Annotated in this window: 16 protein-coding genes; 9 read left to right on the forward strand and 7 right to left on the reverse strand. The window is 61.0% G+C overall.

Features of this window, described 5'->3' with window-relative positions:
- Nucleotides 1-35 precede the first annotated feature (35 nt).
- From DFR37_RS11870 to DFR37_RS11890, 5 genes are read left to right on the forward strand one after another with little or no spacing between them, the layout of a single operon-like run.
- Entirely contained in the window at nucleotides 36-536 is a 501-nt protein-coding gene (locus tag DFR37_RS11870; RefSeq protein WP_113933433.1) for a formate dehydrogenase subunit gamma, read from the forward strand.
- Between the two features lie 5 nt (nucleotides 537-541).
- The gene (locus DFR37_RS11875; protein WP_113933493.1) at nucleotides 542-2,110 is read left to right on the forward strand and encodes a formate dehydrogenase beta subunit; all 1,569 of its coding nucleotides are present in this window, start codon (nucleotides 542-544) and stop codon (nucleotides 2,108-2,110) included.
- A gap of 16 nt (nucleotides 2,111-2,126) precedes the next feature.
- On the forward strand, nucleotides 2,127-5,006 hold the full coding sequence (gene fdhF / locus DFR37_RS11880; protein WP_113933434.1) for a formate dehydrogenase subunit alpha: 2,880 nt from the start codon (nucleotides 2,127-2,129) through the stop codon (nucleotides 5,004-5,006).
- A gap of 11 nt (nucleotides 5,007-5,017) precedes the next feature.
- On the forward strand, nucleotides 5,018-5,887 hold the full coding sequence (fdhD, locus tag DFR37_RS11885) for a formate dehydrogenase accessory sulfurtransferase FdhD (protein ID WP_242341811.1): 870 nt from the start codon (nucleotides 5,018-5,020) through the stop codon (nucleotides 5,885-5,887).
- Nucleotides 5,884-6,141, forward strand: a complete 258-nt coding sequence (locus DFR37_RS11890) for a formate dehydrogenase subunit delta (RefSeq protein WP_113933435.1) — start codon at nucleotides 5,884-5,886, stop codon at nucleotides 6,139-6,141. Before fdhD ends, DFR37_RS11890 begins: the two co-directional genes overlap by 4 nt.
- Nucleotides 6,142-6,263: 122 nt before the next feature.
- Here DFR37_RS11890 and DFR37_RS11895 read toward each other — a convergent pair whose 3' ends face one another.
- The 3 genes from DFR37_RS11895 to DFR37_RS11905 form a co-directional block, all read right to left on the reverse strand.
- Nucleotides 6,264-6,728 carry a universal stress protein gene (locus DFR37_RS11895; protein WP_113933436.1) on the reverse strand — a complete coding sequence of 155 codons (465 nt, stop codon included), beginning with the start codon at nucleotides 6,726-6,728 and terminating at the stop codon, nucleotides 6,264-6,266.
- A gap of 86 nt (nucleotides 6,729-6,814) precedes the next feature.
- Nucleotides 6,815-7,171 (reverse strand): protein tyrosine phosphatase family protein, encoded by a 357-nt coding sequence (locus tag DFR37_RS11900; protein ID WP_113933437.1) that lies wholly within the window; start codon nucleotides 7,169-7,171, stop codon nucleotides 6,815-6,817.
- 57 nt (nucleotides 7,172-7,228) lie between these two features.
- Nucleotides 7,229-7,987, reverse strand: a complete 759-nt coding sequence (locus tag DFR37_RS11905) for a ChbG/HpnK family deacetylase (RefSeq protein WP_242341810.1) — start codon at nucleotides 7,985-7,987, stop codon at nucleotides 7,229-7,231.
- A gap of 81 nt (nucleotides 7,988-8,068) precedes the next feature.
- On the opposite strand from DFR37_RS11905, the gene DFR37_RS23150 reads away from it, so the two are divergent.
- A complete protein-coding gene (locus tag DFR37_RS23150) occupies nucleotides 8,069-8,458 on the forward strand; it encodes a GtrA family protein (RefSeq protein ID WP_180148038.1) in 390 nt (129 codons plus the stop codon).
- On the opposite strand, the gene DFR37_RS11915 is transcribed toward DFR37_RS23150, so the two are convergent.
- Both DFR37_RS11915 and DFR37_RS11920 read right to left on the reverse strand, forming a co-directional pair.
- Nucleotides 8,418-10,019, reverse strand: coding sequence for a glycosyltransferase family 39 protein (locus DFR37_RS11915; protein ID WP_113933440.1), 1,602 nt, complete (start codon nucleotides 10,017-10,019; stop codon nucleotides 8,418-8,420). The genes DFR37_RS23150 and DFR37_RS11915 overlap by 41 nt on opposite strands.
- Nucleotides 10,020-10,044: 25 nt before the next feature.
- The gene (locus tag DFR37_RS11920; RefSeq protein WP_113933441.1) at nucleotides 10,045-11,016 is read right to left on the reverse strand and encodes a glycosyltransferase family 2 protein; all 972 of its coding nucleotides are present in this window, start codon (nucleotides 11,014-11,016) and stop codon (nucleotides 10,045-10,047) included.
- A 442-nt stretch (nucleotides 11,017-11,458) separates the two neighbouring features.
- Here DFR37_RS11920 and DFR37_RS11925 point away from each other — a divergent pair, with 442 nt between their 5' ends.
- From DFR37_RS11925 to DFR37_RS11935, 3 genes are read left to right on the forward strand one after another with little or no spacing between them, the layout of a single operon-like run.
- The gene (locus tag DFR37_RS11925; protein WP_242341809.1) at nucleotides 11,459-11,866 is read left to right on the forward strand and encodes a group III truncated hemoglobin; all 408 of its coding nucleotides are present in this window, start codon (nucleotides 11,459-11,461) and stop codon (nucleotides 11,864-11,866) included.
- The gene (locus DFR37_RS11930; protein ID WP_113933443.1) at nucleotides 11,859-13,070 is read left to right on the forward strand and encodes an NnrS family protein; all 1,212 of its coding nucleotides are present in this window, start codon (nucleotides 11,859-11,861) and stop codon (nucleotides 13,068-13,070) included. The genes DFR37_RS11925 and DFR37_RS11930 overlap by 8 nt, the downstream gene beginning before the upstream one ends.
- A 7-nt stretch (nucleotides 13,071-13,077) precedes the next feature.
- Entirely contained in the window at nucleotides 13,078-13,551 is a 474-nt protein-coding gene (locus tag DFR37_RS11935) for an RrF2 family transcriptional regulator (protein WP_113933444.1), read from the forward strand.
- Here DFR37_RS11935 and DFR37_RS11940 read toward each other — a convergent pair.
- Together DFR37_RS11940 and serA are read right to left on the reverse strand one after the other, a co-directional pair.
- Nucleotides 13,548-15,467 (reverse strand): chloride channel protein, encoded by a 1,920-nt coding sequence (locus tag DFR37_RS11940; protein ID WP_211317243.1) that lies wholly within the window; start codon nucleotides 15,465-15,467, stop codon nucleotides 13,548-13,550. The genes DFR37_RS11935 and DFR37_RS11940 overlap by 4 nt on opposite strands.
- A gap of 177 nt (nucleotides 15,468-15,644) precedes the next feature.
- Complete coding sequence (serA, locus tag DFR37_RS11945) at nucleotides 15,645-16,844, reverse strand: phosphoglycerate dehydrogenase (RefSeq protein WP_113933496.1); 1,200 nt, start codon at nucleotides 16,842-16,844, stop codon at nucleotides 15,645-15,647.
- Between the last annotated feature and the right edge of the window lie 21 nt (nucleotides 16,845-16,865).

The raw sequence follows: 16,865 nt of genomic DNA on the forward strand, positions 1-16,865 counted from the left end.
GTCTGCTGCCGCCGCGAATCAACACAGGAACAACCATGTCCACCATGCCCAATCAGTCGGGAACCCAGGTCTCCGATGCCACGGTGCTGCAAGTCACACAGCAGGCCGTACGCCACTACAAAGGCCAGCGCGGCAATTTGCTGCCCATCCTGCACGCGGTGCAGCATGCCCTGGGTTACATTCCGGCCAGCGCCGTTCCCGAATTGGCCAAGGCGCTGCAATTGTCGCGTGCCGAAATTCACGGCGTCATCAGTTTTTATGCTCATTTCCGCGACCAGCCCGCGGGCAAGGTCGTACTGGAAATATGCCGGGCCGAATCCTGTCAGGCCATGGGCGGCGAACAGCTGGCCCAGCATGCGGAACAGACCCTGGGTTGCGGCTTCCATGCCACCACCGCCGACGGCCGGGTCACGCTCGAGCCAGTCTACTGCCTGGGACTGTGCGCGCAATCTCCCGCCATCATGGTCAACGGCCAGCCGCATGCCCGCATGACCCCTTCCAAACTCGACCGCCTGCTTGCAGCGCAAGGGGCATGAACAACATGGCTGACGCAATCAAGATTTTCGTTCCCATCGACGCCGCCGCAATCGCCGTAGGTGCCAATGAAGTCGCCCTGGCCATCGAGCAAGAGGCCGCCCAACGCGGCGTTGCCGTACAAATCGTACGCAACGGATCGCGCGGTCTGCTGTGGCTTGAAACCCTGGTCGAAGTCCTTGCGCCGCAAGGCCGCATCGCCTACGGCCCCGTTCAGGTCGAAGACGTCGCCGGCCTGTTCGAGGCCGGCTGGCTCCAGGGCGCGGCGCACGCGCTGTGCCATGGCCTCACCGACGAAATCCCCTATCTTAAAAAGCAGCAGCGCCTTACCTTCGCCCGTATCGGCATCACCGACCCGCTCGACCTGGTCGAATACCAAGCGCTGGGCGGCTTCGAAGGCCTTAAGAAAGCGCTGGCCATGCCGCCTGAAGCCATTGTCGAAGAGGTCACGCAATCGGGCCTGCGCGGCCGCGGCGGCGCCGCCTTCCCCACCGGTGTCAAATGGAAAACCGTGCTCAATACGCCGGCCGACCAAAAATATATTGTCTGCAATGCCGACGAGGGCGACTCCGGCACGTTCTCCGACCGCATGGTCATGGAAGGCGACCCCTACTGCCTCATCGAAGGCATGACCATCGCCGGCCTGGCCACGGGTGCCGACTACGGCTATATCTATGTGCGTTCCGAATACCCCCACGCCGTCGCCGCCCTGAACAACGCCATCAGCAACGCCCATGCGGCCGGCTGGCTGGGACGCAACATCAACGGCAGCGGGCGCGAGTTCAACCTTGAAGTGCGCGTCGGCGCGGGCGCCTATATCTGCGGCGAAGAAACCTCCTTGCTCGAAAGCCTTGAAGGCAAACGCGGCCAGGTCCGTGCCAAGCCGCCATTGCCGGCCATTACGGGCTTGTTCGGCAAGCCCACCGTCATCAATAACGTCATCTCGCTGGCCAGTGTGCCCATCGTCCTGGCCAAGGGCGCGGCGTTCTATCGCGACTACGGCATGGGCCGTTCCAAGGGCACGCTGCCCTTCCAGTTGGCCGGCAATATCAAGCACGGCGGCCTGGTCGAGCTGGCTTTCGGCGTAACCCTGCGCGAACTGCTTTACGACTTCGGCGGCGGCAGCGCAAGCGGCCGGCCGCTGCGTGCGATCCAGGTAGGGGGACCGCTGGGCGCCTACCTGCCCGAATCGCAATGGGATGTCCCGCTGGACTACGAAGCCTATGTCGGCATTTCGGCCATGGTCGGCCACGGCGGCATCGTCGCCTTCGACGACACCGTCGACATGGCCAGGATGGCGCAATACGCCATGGAATTCTGTGCCATCGAGTCCTGCGGCAAATGCACGCCCTGCCGCATCGGTTCCACGCGCGGCACCGAAGTCATCGACAAAATCCGCAACAACGATCACCGCGAACAGCAGGTTCACTTACTGCGCGACCTATGCGACACCATGCTTGGCGGGTCTTTATGCGCCCTGGGGGGCATGACGCCCTACCCGGTCCTGTCGGCGCTGGACCACTTCCCCGAAGACTTCGGCATGCCCAAGTCCGGCCAACCCTCGACCCGCGTCTGACCCTGGAGCCACCATCATGCTAGAAACCATCGCCATCCGCGAACGCGACTACGGCACACCCGCGCGCACCAGCACTGAGGTCGTCAACCTCACCATCGACGGCCAGCCATGCCAGGTGCCGGCCGGCACCTCGGTCATGCATGCCGCTGCCCAAGCCGGCATCAATATTCCCAAGCTGTGCGCCACCGACAGCCTTGAAGCCTTCGGTTCTTGCCGCCTGTGCCTGGTGCAAATCGAAGGCCGGCGCGGCTATCCGGCCTCGTGCACCACGCCTGTCGAAGAAGGCATGGTCATCCTGACTGAAACGCCCAAGCTGCACGACTTGCGCCGCAATGTCATGGAGCTGTACATTTCCGATCACCCCCTGGACTGCCTGACCTGCCCGGCCAACGGCAACTGCGAACTGCAGGACATGGCCGGTGTGGTCGGCTTGCGCAATGTGCGCTATGGCTTCGACGGCGCCAACCACCTCAACGACGCGCCCGACGAGTCCAATCCCTACTTCACCTACGACCCATCCAAATGCATTGTGTGCAGCCGCTGCGTACGTGCCTGCGACGACATCCAGGGCACATTCGCCCTTACCGTGGACGGCATGGGTTTCAATTCGCGCATTGCCGCAGGCCAGAACGACAGCTTTCTTGGCAGCGACTGCGTTTCCTGCGGCGCTTGCGTGCAAGCCTGTCCCACCTCGTCGCTCATGGAAAAAACCGTCATCATGATGGGCCAGGCCGAACACGCCGCCATCACCACCTGCGCCTACTGCGGTGTGGGCTGCGCCTTCAAGGCCGAAATGAAAGGCCAGGAAGTCGTGCGCATGGTGCCCTGGAAAGACGGCAAGGCCAATCGCGGCCACTCTTGCGTCAAAGGCCGTTTCGCGTGGGGCTATGCCACCCACCAGGACCGCATACTCAAACCCATGATCCGCGCCAGCATCACCGAACCATGGCGCGAAGTCAGCTGGGACGAAGCCATCGACTACGCCGCCTCCGAACTCAAGCGCATCCAGGCCAAGTACGGCAACAACTCCATCGGCGGGCTGACGTCGTCGCGCTGCACCAACGAAGAAACCTATCTGGTGCAGAAGCTGGTGCGCGCCGCTTTCGGCACCAACAACGTCGACACCTGCGCGCGCGTCTGCCACTCGCCCACCGGCTACGGCCTTAAAACCACCATGGGCGAATCGGCCGGCACGCAAACCTTCGACTCAGTCATGTTCACCGATGTCGTCATCATGATGGGCGCCAACCCCAGCGCCGCCCATCCGGTGTTCGCATCACGCCTCAAACGCCGGTTGCGCGAGGGCGCCAAGCTCATAGTCATCGACCCGCGCTCCATCGAACTGGTCGATGCTCCGCACATCAAGGCCGACTACCACCTGCCTGTGCGGCCCGGCACCAACACCGCGCTGCTTACCGCCATGGCCCACGTCATCGCCACCGAAGGCCTGATCGACGAAGCCTTCGTGGCCGAACGCTGCGAAAAGCCCGCATTCGAGCAATGGCGCGATTTCGTCTCCTTGCCCGAAAACTCGCCCGAGGCCACCGAGCACATCACCGGCGTCTCGGCCAAAGATGTGCGCGAAGCCTCTTACCTGTTCGCCACCCAGGGCAATGGCTCTATTTATTACGGCCTGGGCGTAACCGAGCACAGCCAGGGGTCCACCACCGTCATGGCCATTGCCAACCTGGCCATGGCCACTGGCAACCTGGGCCGCGAAGGCGTGGGCGTAAACCCGCTGCGCGGCCAGAACAACGTGCAAGGCTCCTGCGACATGGGCTCGTTCCCGCACGAACTGCCGGGCTACCGCCATGTCAGCAACGACGCGGTGCGCAGCCAGTTCGAACAGGACTGGGGCGTTTCGATTCAGTCCGAACCGGGCCTGCGCATTCCCAATATGTTCGATGCAGCCATCAGCGGCACGTTCAAGGGCCTGTATTGCCAGGGCGAGGACATCATGCAGTCCGACCCCGACACCCAGCACGTGGCTCAAGCGCTGGCCTCGATGGAATGCGTCATCGTGCAAGACATGTTCCTGAACGAAACGGCCAAATACGCCCATGTATTCCTGCCGGGCACCTCCTTCCTGGAAAAAGACGGCACGTTCACCAACGCCGAACGGCGCGTCTCGCGCGTGCGCAAGGTCATGGAACCCAAGGCCGGGCTGGGCGACTGGGAAGCCACCTGCGCCCTGTCCAATGCCATGGGCTACCCCATGCACTACAACCATCCGTCCGAAATCATGGACGAGATCGCACGCCTGACTCCCACATTCTCGGGCGTCTCGTTCAAGAAAATCGACGAGATGGGTGGCGGCCTGCAATGGCCTTGCAACACTGAAGCTCCCGACGGCACGCCCACCATGCACGTCGACGAATTCGTGCGCGGCAAGGGCAGGTTCATGATCACCAAGTACGTGCCCAGCGACGAGCGCAGCACCCGCAAGTTTCCATTGCTGCTTACCACCGGACGCATACTTTCCCAGTACAACGTCGGCGCACAAACTCGGCGTACGCCCAACGTGCTGTGGCACAACGAAGACCTGCTCGAAATGCACCCGCAAGACGCCGAAGATCGCGGCATCAAGGCGGGCGACTGGGTGGGCATCCAAAGCCGCTCGGGTGAAACCGTGCTGCGTGCCGACATCACTGAACGCGTGCAGCCCGGCGTGGTCTACACCACCTTCCACTTCCCCGAATCGGGCGCCAATGTGGTCACCACCGACAGCTCCGATTGGGCCACGGAATGCCCCGAATACAAGGTCACGGCAGTCCAGGCCCGCCTTGTGACCCAACCCTCCGAATGGCAAGGCAAGTGGTCCCGCTTCAGCGACATCCAGCAAAAACTGCTGGCCGAGCGCGAGCCGGAACGCGACGCCGCCATTACCCAGGGCTAGCAGGCCAAGCCATGTCCGCTCCTTTTCCCGCGCCCCCGGCCGACGGCGGCATGCCCGGGCTCCCGCCCGGACATGCGCCCAGCATGGTCGTGCGCCAGGGGCCTGGGCGCGATGGGCTGCGCGAGTCCGACGAACTCGCGCAAGAAGTACCCATAGCGCTTGAATACAACGGTATCAGCCACGCCACGGTCCTGGCTACGCCTTGCGACCTTGAAGACTTCGCTTATGGCTTTTCATACACCGAAGGCATTATCCGCAAGGCCGCCGACATCTACGACCTTGAAGTCAGTGCGCGGGCCAACGGCATAGTCATCCAGGCCACAATTGCCAGCGCCTGTCTCAACCAGCTCAAGCTGCGCCGGCGCAGCCTGGCCGGGCGCACGGGTTGCGGGCTGTGCGGCCTGGAAAGCCTGGACGAAGTGCAGCGCACCCTGGACTCTTTGCCGCCGCGGCCCGCAATGATTACCGCGGACGCCATTACCTCGGCCACCGAACAACTGCGCAAGCTGCAGCCCCTGCACCTGCTTACCGGCGCAACGCACGCCGCCGGCTGGTCCGGCCTTCAAGGCCAGGTTGGCCCGGTACGCGAAGATGTAGGACGCCACAACGCGCTGGACAAGCTCATTGGCCATTTGCTGCGCGCACAAATCGATACGGCGCAAGGCTTTGCCGTCATTTCCAGCCGTGCAAGCTTTGAAATGGTTCAAAAGGCCGCGTCGGCGGGCATATCGGCCCTGGTGGCCGTATCGGCTCCCACCGGCTATGCGGTGCAGATGGCCCAGGACCTTAACCTTATGCTAGCCGGGTTTGCACGCAAAGAAGTGTTCACCGTGTACGCCCACCCCGAATATCTCCTCAGCGACAAGGAAGTACGCTCGTGAAAAACATCGACCAATTGATTCGTCTGGCCAACCGCATCGGCGATTTTTTTGAAGCCATGCCTGACCGGGCCGAAGGAATCGAAGGCGTCGCCGACCATATCCAGAAATTCTGGGAGCCGCGCATGCGCACCGCCATGCTGGACTTCCTGCAAGAGTCGCCCGACGGCAAAACTCCCACGGCCGCATTGAATGCCATAACGCTAGCCGCCATTACCGAAAACAAGCAGCGCCTGACCCCCAAAAGCCCCGCCTGAAAATACCGCCGCACCGACGGCCGGCATGCCGGCGGCTGCGTAAAAAAATGCACGCCGAGGCGTGCTTTTTTTGATGGCCGAGTTAAGGCTGCATGCTGCCGGCGCAGCCATGCAGACCGCGGTTATTCGGTGCTTTCTTTAACGCGGTAAACCAGCACGGCCGTTTTGGCCATGCTCAAGACCTTGATCGTTACGCTGCCCAGCAGCAAGCGCGACAGGCCGCTGCGGCCATGGCTGCCGATAAAGATAAGGTCGCAGCCTTCTTCTTCAACGGTTTGGACAATGCCGTCGGCAACGTTGAAATTGGACACGGCACGCGTCGTTGCCTTGACCCCGGCGGTATTGGCGCGGTCCATGACGGCCTTCAGGTATTTTTGCGCCTGTTCGGCGGCGGACTTGTCGTAGTCTTCGTCTGTGATTGCATATGCTGCGGCCATGCCATCGAAGCCCACGGTGGCGGCAAAAGGCTGGGTGACGTAAAGCGCAACGACTTCGGCGCCGACGCTGCGCGCAAAGCATATGCCCTTGTTTGCCGCCTGCGCCGCCAATGCGGAACCATCGGTGGGAATGAGTATCTTTTTGAACATGGCGTTTTACCTTTTATGTTTAACGAATACTGTCTACTGTCTTTATCCTACCTACAACCCGCACAAAAATAAAGCCGGTAAATACACTAGGCGGCGTCTGGCGGCAACGTAGCGGCTGCCTGATACAAGTGCGTGCAGCGGGTACCCGTGCGGCAATACGCCAATACCGGGGCCGGCAATTGTTTAAGCAGTTGGGCAAAGCGCCGCACGTCATCGGCTGTCATGGCCCCGCTGACGACAGGCTGGTATTCGGCTTGCAGGCCCGCAGCGCGCGCGGCGGCCATGACGTCGGCCGACGCCGGCTGCTGGGGACCGCCTTCGTAATCGGGACGATTAATAATGACGCTTTTATAGCCCAGCTCGGCCACGGCGGCCATGTCTTCGGGGCTTAACTGCGGCGCAACGGCAAATTCGGCCGAAAGCGGGTTGATGGGTTGCGACATGGCACTCTCCTGATAATCGATAAATGGATGATGAATTGAATTTTACGCGCGGCCCGGTCAAAGAGGGCCCAGGCTTATTCCGTATTCGCCCAGCCAGTCGCCGGCGGACTCGCCCGCCAGCACCTGGAATTCGGCAAACCGTTGCGCCCCCAGCCCGTCCGACGCGTTTACGCTGGAAGCGGGATGGCACATCAGCACGTCGCCCGCTTGCGCATGGCGCAGCCAGGCTTGCAGCAAGGCTTCATAATTGGCCGCGCCGCCCTGAAAGTCGTAAACCCCAAGAAAGCCGGCATTCAAGGCAAAGCCCCAGCCGCGCGCCAAATTCGCAAACCGGTTCGCACCCAGGGTTTGGATTATTTGCGCCTTGTAGCGCAAACGCGGCGGCACCGTAGGCTGGGCGCGCACGCCCGTGTAGCGCAGCCACGGCAGTTTTGCGGCATAGCGCTGTGCCAGCTCGGTCAGCAAGGCAGTGCGAATTTGCGGCAACTGGTGCACATGCTGGTGCCCATCCACAAAGTCCGGCTCCCGCCCCATAACGTCTTCAAACGCATCCAATTGCCGGACGATTTGCCCGCGCACTGCCTCCGAGTCCAGTCCCCGCGCATAGGCGCGCATGATCAGCCGCGACAAGGGCACGAACATGCCCGAAGCGCCCAGCGCTTCAGTAAAATTCAGATGCAGGCCGGTCTGCAAGCCCGAGGCCTTCAGCGCCGGAGCGTCCTGCTTGAACATCGGCGCGCCCGCCATGCAACTGGTGGCGCTAAGGCGCCCAAGCTGGGCCAAACTCAAGATGCCAGCATCAATCTCGGAATTCATGCCAAAATCGTCGGCGCACACCACAATTCGTTTTGGCTTGTCTGGTGTCGTGTTCACTGGGGCCTTTTCGGAAAAATCGTCATGCAGAATATTATCCGGCAACTGGGTTGGTTTGTTGCAGTCGGCTGCGCCGCTGCCGCCACCCATTGGCTTGTCGTTGTTGCAACCGTCAATTGGCTGGGGCTTGCCCCGCTTCTGGCCAATGTAATTGGATGGCTGATTGCTTTTGTAGTTTCGTTTGCGGGCCACTACCAGTTGACCTTCCGCCAGCAGCACGCGCCCTTGTTCAAGGCGGCGCGCCGTTTTTTTGCCGTTTCGGCGTTGGGCTTCGGGGTAAACGAAGTGGCTTACGCCTGGCTGTTGCAGGCTACTCCTTTGCGTTACGACGTTCTACTGGCCATTATCCTGATCGGCATGGCCTTCATTACTTTTATTTTAGGTCGATTCTGGGCTTTTCGGCACAAAACGTAGGCTGGGTTCCAGCCGGAATTCGCCATACGCTTAATTTTCCATCCTGCGCAAACGGCGCCAGTCCCGCCAGGAAAGGGTAGCCTTCCGACGAGCCGCGGTCGCCCACCAGCCAAACGCTGGCATCGTGCGCAGCGCACAGACGTGCAAGCAGTTCGCCGCTATTGATGAGCAAGGGCGCGGCCGTCGCGGGGTCGAACTGCGCCGCATCGAACACTTCTTTGCGCCAGGTGTCGACGGTTCTGATGTCCGGGGCATTCCAGTCCGCGACGATGGCCGCGGGTTTGCTGCTGCGTAGATAAAACGCCAGGTCGTAGCGGATGCGCTCCAGCATTACGATGCTGTCCTTGGGCGTATAGGCCAGGCTCATCTTCATGGCCAGGCCCTTGGTCGACGGCCGGGGCGACACGGCAAGGACCACGATGGCCGCGACGCAAATGGCCAGTGCAACCGTCAACGACACAGCAAAGCCGCGCAAAGCCCGCTGCGGCTCGGTGCCGGCCTTGGCGTCCTTCGCATTGAGCCGGCGCGCAAAAGGCAAGGCCAGGAAATACGCCAGCGGAACCAGCGCCGGCAAGACATAGCCCACCAGCTTGGAAGACGGAATGGAAAAGAAAATCAAAACCACCAGCAGCCACGACAGCATCAACCCCTTGATGTCGGCATGCTGCTCGTCTTGCCAAAACCGGCGGCTGGCCAGGCGCCACAGTTGCACCGACCAGGGCAGGGTCAGGACGATCAATACCGGCACATAAAACCAGAACGGATGAGGATTGTTGAATCCCGACTCCAGGAAACGCTGGAAATGCTGGTACACGATGTAGTAATCGAAAAAGCCCGAATAACGCCATTGCATGTACGCCATCCAGGGCAGCGACACGACCAGGAACGCCACAATCGCCGGCGGCCAGAATAAACGGCGCAAAGTATCGAAGCGCTTGCGTCCCACCAGCCAGAAGAAGACAATGCCGCCGGGCAGCACCACACCAATGAGGCCCTTGCTTAAAAAGCCCAGTCCCGCCGCCGCATAGGCCAGCACCAATACCGTGCGATACGCCTGGCCCCGCTCCAGCCGCAATACGGCGCTGGCCAGCAGCAACACAGTGGCCGCTATCATGCCGGCAACCGTCATATCCAGGTTGGCATACTGCCCCGCGCCAAATAAAAACGGCGATGAAGCCAGGATAATGGCGGCAATGGCTGCCACCTGGCGATTCACATGAGTCTTGAGGAACCAGAACAACATGGCAACCATCAAAGTGGCGCACGCCACCGAACTGAAGCGCGCTGCCCATTCGTTCACGCCGAAGACCTGCAGCGCCAAAGCCGTAATCCAGTAAAACAGCGGAGGCTTATGGAAAAAGGGCAAGCCATTAAGCAAGGGCACCAGCAGTTCGTGGGTGCTTAGCATGTTCCACGCCACGCCCACGTAGCGCCCTTCGTCCGGCAAGAACAGAGGGCGGGTCCAGGTTGTGGCGGACAGCCACACAAACGTCAGGGCGGCAACCACCCAGGTCGAGCGGATGGCAAGCAGCTTGGCAGCCTGGCGGGCAAGGAAATTCATGGCGGCGGCGCCCTATTGTGGGTTGTTAATGTTGTTCGGGCGGCGAGGCGCGATCGGCAAGGCCTGTGCCTTTTTGCGTGCGCACAATATAGATGGGCCGGTTCTTTACTTCGCCGAATATCCGGGCGATGTACTCGCCCAGCACGCCCACCGAGATCAGGTTGATGCCTGCAAAAAACAGCACGACGATAATCAGCGTCGCCCAGCCCTGCACTGCGTCGCCGTATAGCCAGTGATTGATTATGATGAAAAGCCCATATATAAAAGACAGCGCCGACAACCCTATGCCCGCAATGCTCAACAAGCGCAGCGGCCAGGTCGTGAAGGCGGTCAGGCCGTCAAGGGCAAAGCGAAACAGCTTGAAGGGCTTGAAGGTAGAGGCGCCATGCAAGCGTTCGGGCGGCGAATAGTAAAACGGCTCGGCCCGAAATCCCACCCAGGCGAATAAACCCTTCATGAAGCGGTTGCGCTCGGGCAGCAGCATCAGGGCGTCGACCACCTTGCGGTCCATTAAGCGAAAGTCGCCGGCGTTTTCAGGCACACGCATGCCGCCGGACTCGCGCATAAGCTGATAGAACAGCTTGGTGCCCACCCGCTTGAATGCCGACTCGTCCTCACGCGTGGCCCTCACCGCATACACCATGTCGGCCCCCCCTTCCCAACGCTTGAGCATTTCAGGAATCAAGGCCGGCGGATGTTGCAGGTCGGCGTCCATGGTAACCACCACCTGGCCGCCCGCCGCATCAAGCCCGGCGCTGAGTGCCGCTTCTTTGCCGAAGTTGCGCGACAGCTGCAAATAAACGACTTCCGGATTTTCGTCGGCCCAGCGGCTCATGGACAAGGCCGTGCCGTCGATGCTGCCGTCATCGACCACAATCACCTCGAATACCGGGACCAACGACCGCAAGACCGCAATCAATTCAGGCAACAGCACATTAAGATTGGCGTCCTCGTTGAGGCACGGAATAACGCAGCTAATAGATGACAGACGAGGCATGTAGTTACTTCGAGGTTGAGGTATAGGCTCGGGAAGCAAGGCCGGCCTAAAATCGGCACGCCATTGCTTGAACGCGGCTAACAGAACGATTGTCGCCCGTCGCACGCGGCAATACCAGATCAGTTTCAGCAATGTATAGCAGGTGTTAAAGGAATGCAACAAACCGACACAAGACGCGACCGGATATTGATTCAACCCATCGCGGGACGGAAACGTAGAAGCAATTGGCGCGCCGGCCGTCTATGTGCCTGATTCGCCACAAGCGACCTACGGTTCTGACGCCCTCTGCCGTCCACGGCATTTGGAGATTGACGCCGCCATGCAATTTTCATAAGATGCATATAAAATAGATCTTATACCCGCCCCTGGAGTCTTATGCGTTGCACTAGGCGCGCCTTCCTCGGGAAGCATTCTGCACAACCCTGGATTTATGGAGTTTTTTGTGGCAACCCGAGACGATCTGTGCACTGAAGAAGAAGTGGCCAAGCTGGTCTACGACTTTTACGACCTTGTCCGCGCCGACAACACACTAGGCCCTATTTTCAACGAGCATATTCAAGACTGGGACAAACACCTTGGGCGCATGGTGCAGTTCTGGTCGTCCATGCTGCGCGGCACCGGCACCTACAATGGCACGCCCATGCCCGTGCACATTGCACTGCCCAACCTTAGCGCTGAACTATTCCAGCAATGGCTGGGCCTGTTTCATCAAACCGTGCAAGCCATACCCAACCGCGCTTTTGCCGAAAAAGCCGAAGAATTCGCCCATCGCATAGCACGCAGCCTGTGGTACGGCTACCAGTTATACAACAAACCAGAAACCTCCCCCACCGAGGTGTTCAATGCCTGACATCCAACAAATCAACGAGCCCGGCCGCCGTCCCGCGGCGCCAGCGCCAAATCTGCGCGCCTTTTTAAGCCTGGGGTTTCGCCCTCTGTACATCGCGGGCTGCCTCTGGGCGCTGGTCTCCGTTGCCATCTGGATTTTTGCCCCGCAAGCCATCCCGGCGCCCTTGTCCGGCATTGCCTGGCATGCGCACGAAATGCTGTGGGGCTTCATAGCCACCATTGCCGTGGCTTTCCTGCTTACCGCCGCGGCCACCTGGACGGGCTTCAATCCTCTTAAAGGCTGGCCTCTTGCCATATTGTGCCTGCTTTGGATCGTTGCGCGCGCAGGCTATCTGGCAGGCGGGCTTACGGCCTTCACTGTAGCGTGCCTGGCCGAGTCCGCCTTTTTCCTTTTAAGCGGGCTAGCCTTGCTTCGCGTCGTGATCAAAGGCAAAAGCCGGCGCAACTACGGCTTGCCTTGGCTGGTTCTGGGGCTTGGCGCTGCCAACGCGCTGTTTCTTCAGTCGGCGCTAAAAGGCAACTATATAGAACTTATGCAGCACTTCGACCTTGGGCTTGTCTGCATGGCCGTCATCGCCCTGCTTATCGCCCGGCGCGTCATTCCATTTTTTGCCATGCGGGCATTGCCCGACCTGAAGCTGCCCATGCAAACACGCAGCGGCCATGTGCAATTGGCCTTCGGCGTTGCCGCAATTATCCTGGGGCTGGCTGGCCTGCCGGTTTATATGGGCGCGGCCCTGGCCGTCACTGGCCTTATCGCCCTTATCCAGCTCGTTACCTGGAAGCCGGCCGCGGTCCAGCACAAGCCTATTCTGTGGATACTGTACATAGGCTATGCCTTCCTGGGCCTGGGCCTGGTCTTCGCAGGAGTCCATCTGGCCGGCCTGACTCCCGAGATATTCGGACGCTCGGCCGTGCATGTGCACATTATTGCCATGGGCGGCTTCTCGGTCTTGATCATCGGCATGGTCACGCGTACCGCACTGGGCCACCTGGGGCGCCCGCTGGTGCTCGACCGCAGCATGCGCGGGGCCTACGTGCTGGTTCTCATTGCCGTAATCCTGCGCCTGGCCGCCTTATGGCCGACCGCCGCCGCGCCGCATTTGCTGCATCTGGCCGCCGCGGCGTGGGTGCTGGCATTCGCCTTGTATTTATGGCGCTTCGTGCCCATGCTGATTCGCCCGCGCCCCGACGCCGGACACTAGGACCCGCATGCGCCTGACCACTCTGACCGACTACGCGCTACGCTTGCTGATGCACGTCGCGCAACACCCCGAACGCCTGTGCACCATCGCCGAGGTGGCGCAGACCTACGATATCTCGCAACCGCACCTGATGAAAATCACCCACTTGCTGGGCCAGCGCGGATGGCTGGAAACCACCCGGGGAAAGAACGGCGGAATACGCCTGGCCATGGCACCCGAGCAAATCAACCTGGGCGCCGTCGTACGCGACACCGAACATGACTTCGAACTGGTCGAGTGTTTTGCCGAAGGCAATTCGTGCACATTAAGCGGCCAATGCGGGCTGACCGCCATTTTCAATGGTGCTTTGCAAGACTTCCTGCGGCACCTGGACAACTACACCTTGGCCGATGTCCTGCCCGGCGGCCGCAACTCCGGCCCCGGCCTCAAAGAACATCCCATAGCCTTGATGCGCAGCGCGGCGCGCCATATCGAACGCTAACGCAATGCCGCGCGCCGCCGGCGCATGCGCCGGTATGTCGTGAAGCTAAGGTGGCGGCGCAAGCGGCGCCCTTCCCTTAGCCTGCGTCCATGGGCCGAAAGCAAATCGCCGCGGGTCAACATGCCCAGCACACGCCCCGGCTGGGACGGATCCACGACCAGCAAGCGCCCGACGTTCTCGACCACCATGTGGTCGGCCGCCTCGCGCAATGTATGCTGCACCGTTACCGCAATGGGTGGGCGCTTGATCAACTCGCCCAGCGTGGCCGACGGCAAGTGCGCCGGATCGAAGAAGGTACGCCGGGTAAGCACTCCCAGAGCGCGCCCCGCCGCGTCCATGACCGGATAACCTTGATGCTGGCTCTCGGGCCGGCCCTGCGCGATCCAGGCCTGGACCTGCGCCAGGGTTTGCGAGGCGCTCAAAGTAACCACATGGGTCTCGCATACGTCGCCCACCAGCACTCTTTCCAGATAGTCGGCCTTGTATTCCGACGGCACACGCACTCCGCGCCGGACGATTTTCTCGGTCATGATGGTATTGCGCATAAGCACCGCCGAGACCAGGTATGCCGCGGTGCAGGCGCCCAGCAACGGCAATAAGCCGGCCGGCTGGCCGGTGGTCTCGAACGCAAAAATCACGGTCGTGAAGAGCGCGCGCGAGGCGCCGGCAAAAATTGCCGCCATGCCAACCAGCGCAGCGATGCGAGGATCAATTCCCAGACCAGGAAAATAAAGGCTCAGGCCAATTCCAGCCATGGCTCCAAGAGCCCCGCCTATGGTGAACAGAGGTGCAAGCGTCCCGCCTGAAGTGCCGCTGCTCAGCGAGACCGACCATGAAATGAACTTCATGACGCACAAGAAAGCCAGCGCGCCGAAAGTCAGGCGGCCATTAAGAATGTCTTCGATATTGGTGTAGCCAACGCCCAGCGTAAGCGGCGCAAAATACCCCACTATGCCCACCACCACCGCGCCAATGGCGGGCCACCACATCCAGTGCACGGGAAGCTTCTCGAAGGCGTCTTCGATACCGTAGACGGCGTGCGTAACGCCTACGCTGATCAAGCCCAGCAACGCTCCGATCGCCACATACAAAGCCAGCGCCACGCCACCCGGCGCAACCAGTGTGTCCATCAAGAAAACCGGTGTCGTTCCCATCAACAAATAGCGCATGCCCGTGGCCACCACGCAAGCCAGCGCAACGGGAATCAAAGAGCGCGGCCGCAGCTCGAACAACAAAAGCTCCACCGCCAGGGCAACCGCCGCTATCGGCGCGGAAAAAATGGCCGCCATGCCGGCCGCCGCACCTGCGGCCAGCAAGACTTTGCGTTCGCTGGCGGTAACGCGCAAGAACTGGCCCACCATCGAACCGAGCGCGCCGCCCGTGGCAATGATCGGCCCTTCGGCACCGAAGGGCCCGCCAGTACCGATGACAATGGCCGAAGAGATGGGCTTGAGGAAGGTAATGCGGGTGGGAATGCGCGACTCGTTCTGCAGCACCTGCTCCATTGCCTCGGGAATGCCATGGCCGCGAATGGCTCGCGAGCCCCAGCGCGCCATCAGGCCGGCGATCAAGCCGCCTATGACTGGAATCAGGATCACCCAGGCGCCCAGGTGCGGCACCGCTTCGGCAGGCGCCGAAAATTCGGTCGACCAGCGGCCGTAGAAAGCCAGGTTGGTAATCAGGCCTATCAAGACCATCAACACCTTGGCGATAAGCCCGGCGGCGGCACCCAGGACCATGGATATTCCGATAATGCGCAAGACCCGCCTGTCAATCAAGGTCGAACGCCTTGGCATGCGGGCCGCATCCAGGCTCAGGCTAAGCTCGGGAGCCACAGGCAGCCCATCTGTACTGCCTTCGGTGCGCACACCACTATGGGCCGCTTCGGAAAATGGGTCTGACTCGGTTGTCGGCACGGCGCCTCTGAACGCTGAAAATTTACTTTAGCCAGACATTATGATGGGGTTATGCTTTCAACAAACTTAAAACAGATGCAGGGGCGCGGCGGGCAACCGCCGTAAAACGCAAAAAAGCCGGGCTCGGCAGGCTTGCGGAGCTCGGCTTTTGAACGACAGGCCAGGCCTGTCACGCGATCAAACGATATCGCAGCGTATGGTAATGGGATGCGCCCGCAGCGCTGCCAGGACCTTGGCATCGACCGGGCCTTCCACGTCGGAAATCACATAGCCCACCTGGCCTTTGGTTTGCAATTGCTGGCTGACGATGTTCAGGCCGAACTCGGCCACCAGGCTGCTTAGCGTGCCCAAGGCGCCCGGCAAGTTGCGGTGCACGTGCAAAATACGGGCTGCGCCGGCCGCTTCCTGGTAAGGTATTTCGGGGAAGTTGACCGCCCCTTTGGTCGTCCCGCTAAGCACGAAACGCACCAGCTTCTCGGCCACTTCGCGCCCGATATTCTCTTGTGATTCTTGCGTACTGCCGCCGATATGCGGCGTAAGAATCACGTTGCGCATGCCGATCAGCGGGCTTTTCAAAGGCTCGTCGCGCCCTTTGGGTTCGGTCGGGAAAACGTCAATGGCTGCGCCCGACAAATGGCCCGACTTCAGGGCATCGTGCAGCGCGTCGATGTCCACCACCGTACCGCGCGACGCATTGATAAGGATGGCACCGGGCTTCATGGCGGCGATCGTCGCCGCGTTCATGATGTCTTTTGTGCCGCGCCCGCCGGGAACGTGCAGCGTAACCACATCGGACTGCCCCAGCAATTGCGCAAGCGTGGTGCAGGCCCGGGCGTTGCCCAGCGGCAGCTTGGCTTCGATGTCGTGAAAGACCACGCGCATGCCGGCGGCTTCGGCCAAGGTGCCGACCTGAGAGCCGATATTGCCGTACCCGATGATACCCAGCGTCTTGCCCCGGGTTTCGAACGCCCCATCGGCCGTCTTGTCCCAGAACCCATGGTGGACACGATCGTTTTTTTCAGGGATGCGGCGCAACAACAGTATGGACTGGCCCAATACCATTTCAGCCACCGAACGCGTATTGGAAAACGGCGCATTGAATACCGGCACCCCCCGCAGCATGGCCGTTTCCAGATCGACCTGGTTGGTTCCGATGCAAAAGCAGCCCACCGCGCGCAAGTCCGGCAACTGGGACAAAAGCGCCGCATCCAGGTGTGTACGCGACCGGATCCCCACCAACTGTGCGCCCTTCATGGCTTCAAGCAGCGATTCAGGCGGCAACGCCGAAGCATGGGCCACGATATCGTTCAGGCCCGCCGCGGCAAATACTTCGTGGGCACTTGGATGAATATTCTCAAACAGGACAATACGAGTCATAACGCCTTCCAATGCAAACAT

Source organism: Eoetvoesiella caeni (genome assembly GCF_003315175.1).
GTDB lineage: Bacteria > Pseudomonadota > Gammaproteobacteria > Burkholderiales > Burkholderiaceae_B > Eoetvoesia > Eoetvoesia caeni.

Excerpts from the sequence above, each read along its gene's own strand:
- DFR37_RS11870 (WP_113933433.1), top strand. The coding sequence starts at position 36 with ATGTCCACCATGCCCAATCAGTCGGGAACCCAGGTCTCCGATGCCACG.
- DFR37_RS11875 (WP_113933493.1), top strand. The coding sequence starts at position 542 with ATGGCTGACGCAATCAAGATTTTCGTTCCCATCGACGCCGCCGCAATC.
- fdhF (WP_113933434.1), top strand. The coding sequence starts at position 2,127 with ATGCTAGAAACCATCGCCATCCGCGAACGCGACTACGGCACACCCGCG.
- fdhD (WP_242341811.1), top strand. The coding sequence starts at position 5,018 with ATGTCCGCTCCTTTTCCCGCGCCCCCGGCCGACGGCGGCATGCCCGGG.
- DFR37_RS11895 (WP_113933436.1), bottom strand. The coding sequence starts at position 6,728 with ATGTTCAAAAAGATACTCATTCCCACCGATGGTTCCGCATTGGCGGCG.
- DFR37_RS11900 (WP_113933437.1), bottom strand. The coding sequence starts at position 7,171 with ATGTCGCAACCCATCAACCCGCTTTCGGCCGAATTTGCCGTTGCGCCG.
- DFR37_RS11905 (WP_242341810.1), bottom strand. The coding sequence starts at position 7,987 with ATGAATTCCGAGATTGATGCTGGCATCTTGAGTTTGGCCCAGCTTGGG.
- DFR37_RS23150 (WP_180148038.1), top strand. The coding sequence starts at position 8,069 with ATGCAGAATATTATCCGGCAACTGGGTTGGTTTGTTGCAGTCGGCTGC.
- DFR37_RS11915 (WP_113933440.1), bottom strand. The coding sequence starts at position 10,019 with ATGAATTTCCTTGCCCGCCAGGCTGCCAAGCTGCTTGCCATCCGCTCG.
- DFR37_RS11920 (WP_113933441.1), bottom strand. The coding sequence starts at position 11,016 with ATGCCTCGTCTGTCATCTATTAGCTGCGTTATTCCGTGCCTCAACGAG.
- DFR37_RS11930 (WP_113933443.1), top strand. The coding sequence starts at position 11,859 with ATGCCTGACATCCAACAAATCAACGAGCCCGGCCGCCGTCCCGCGGCG.
- DFR37_RS11935 (WP_113933444.1), top strand. The coding sequence starts at position 13,078 with ATGCGCCTGACCACTCTGACCGACTACGCGCTACGCTTGCTGATGCAC.
- serA (WP_113933496.1), bottom strand. The coding sequence starts at position 16,844 with ATGACTCGTATTGTCCTGTTTGAGAATATTCATCCAAGTGCCCACGAA.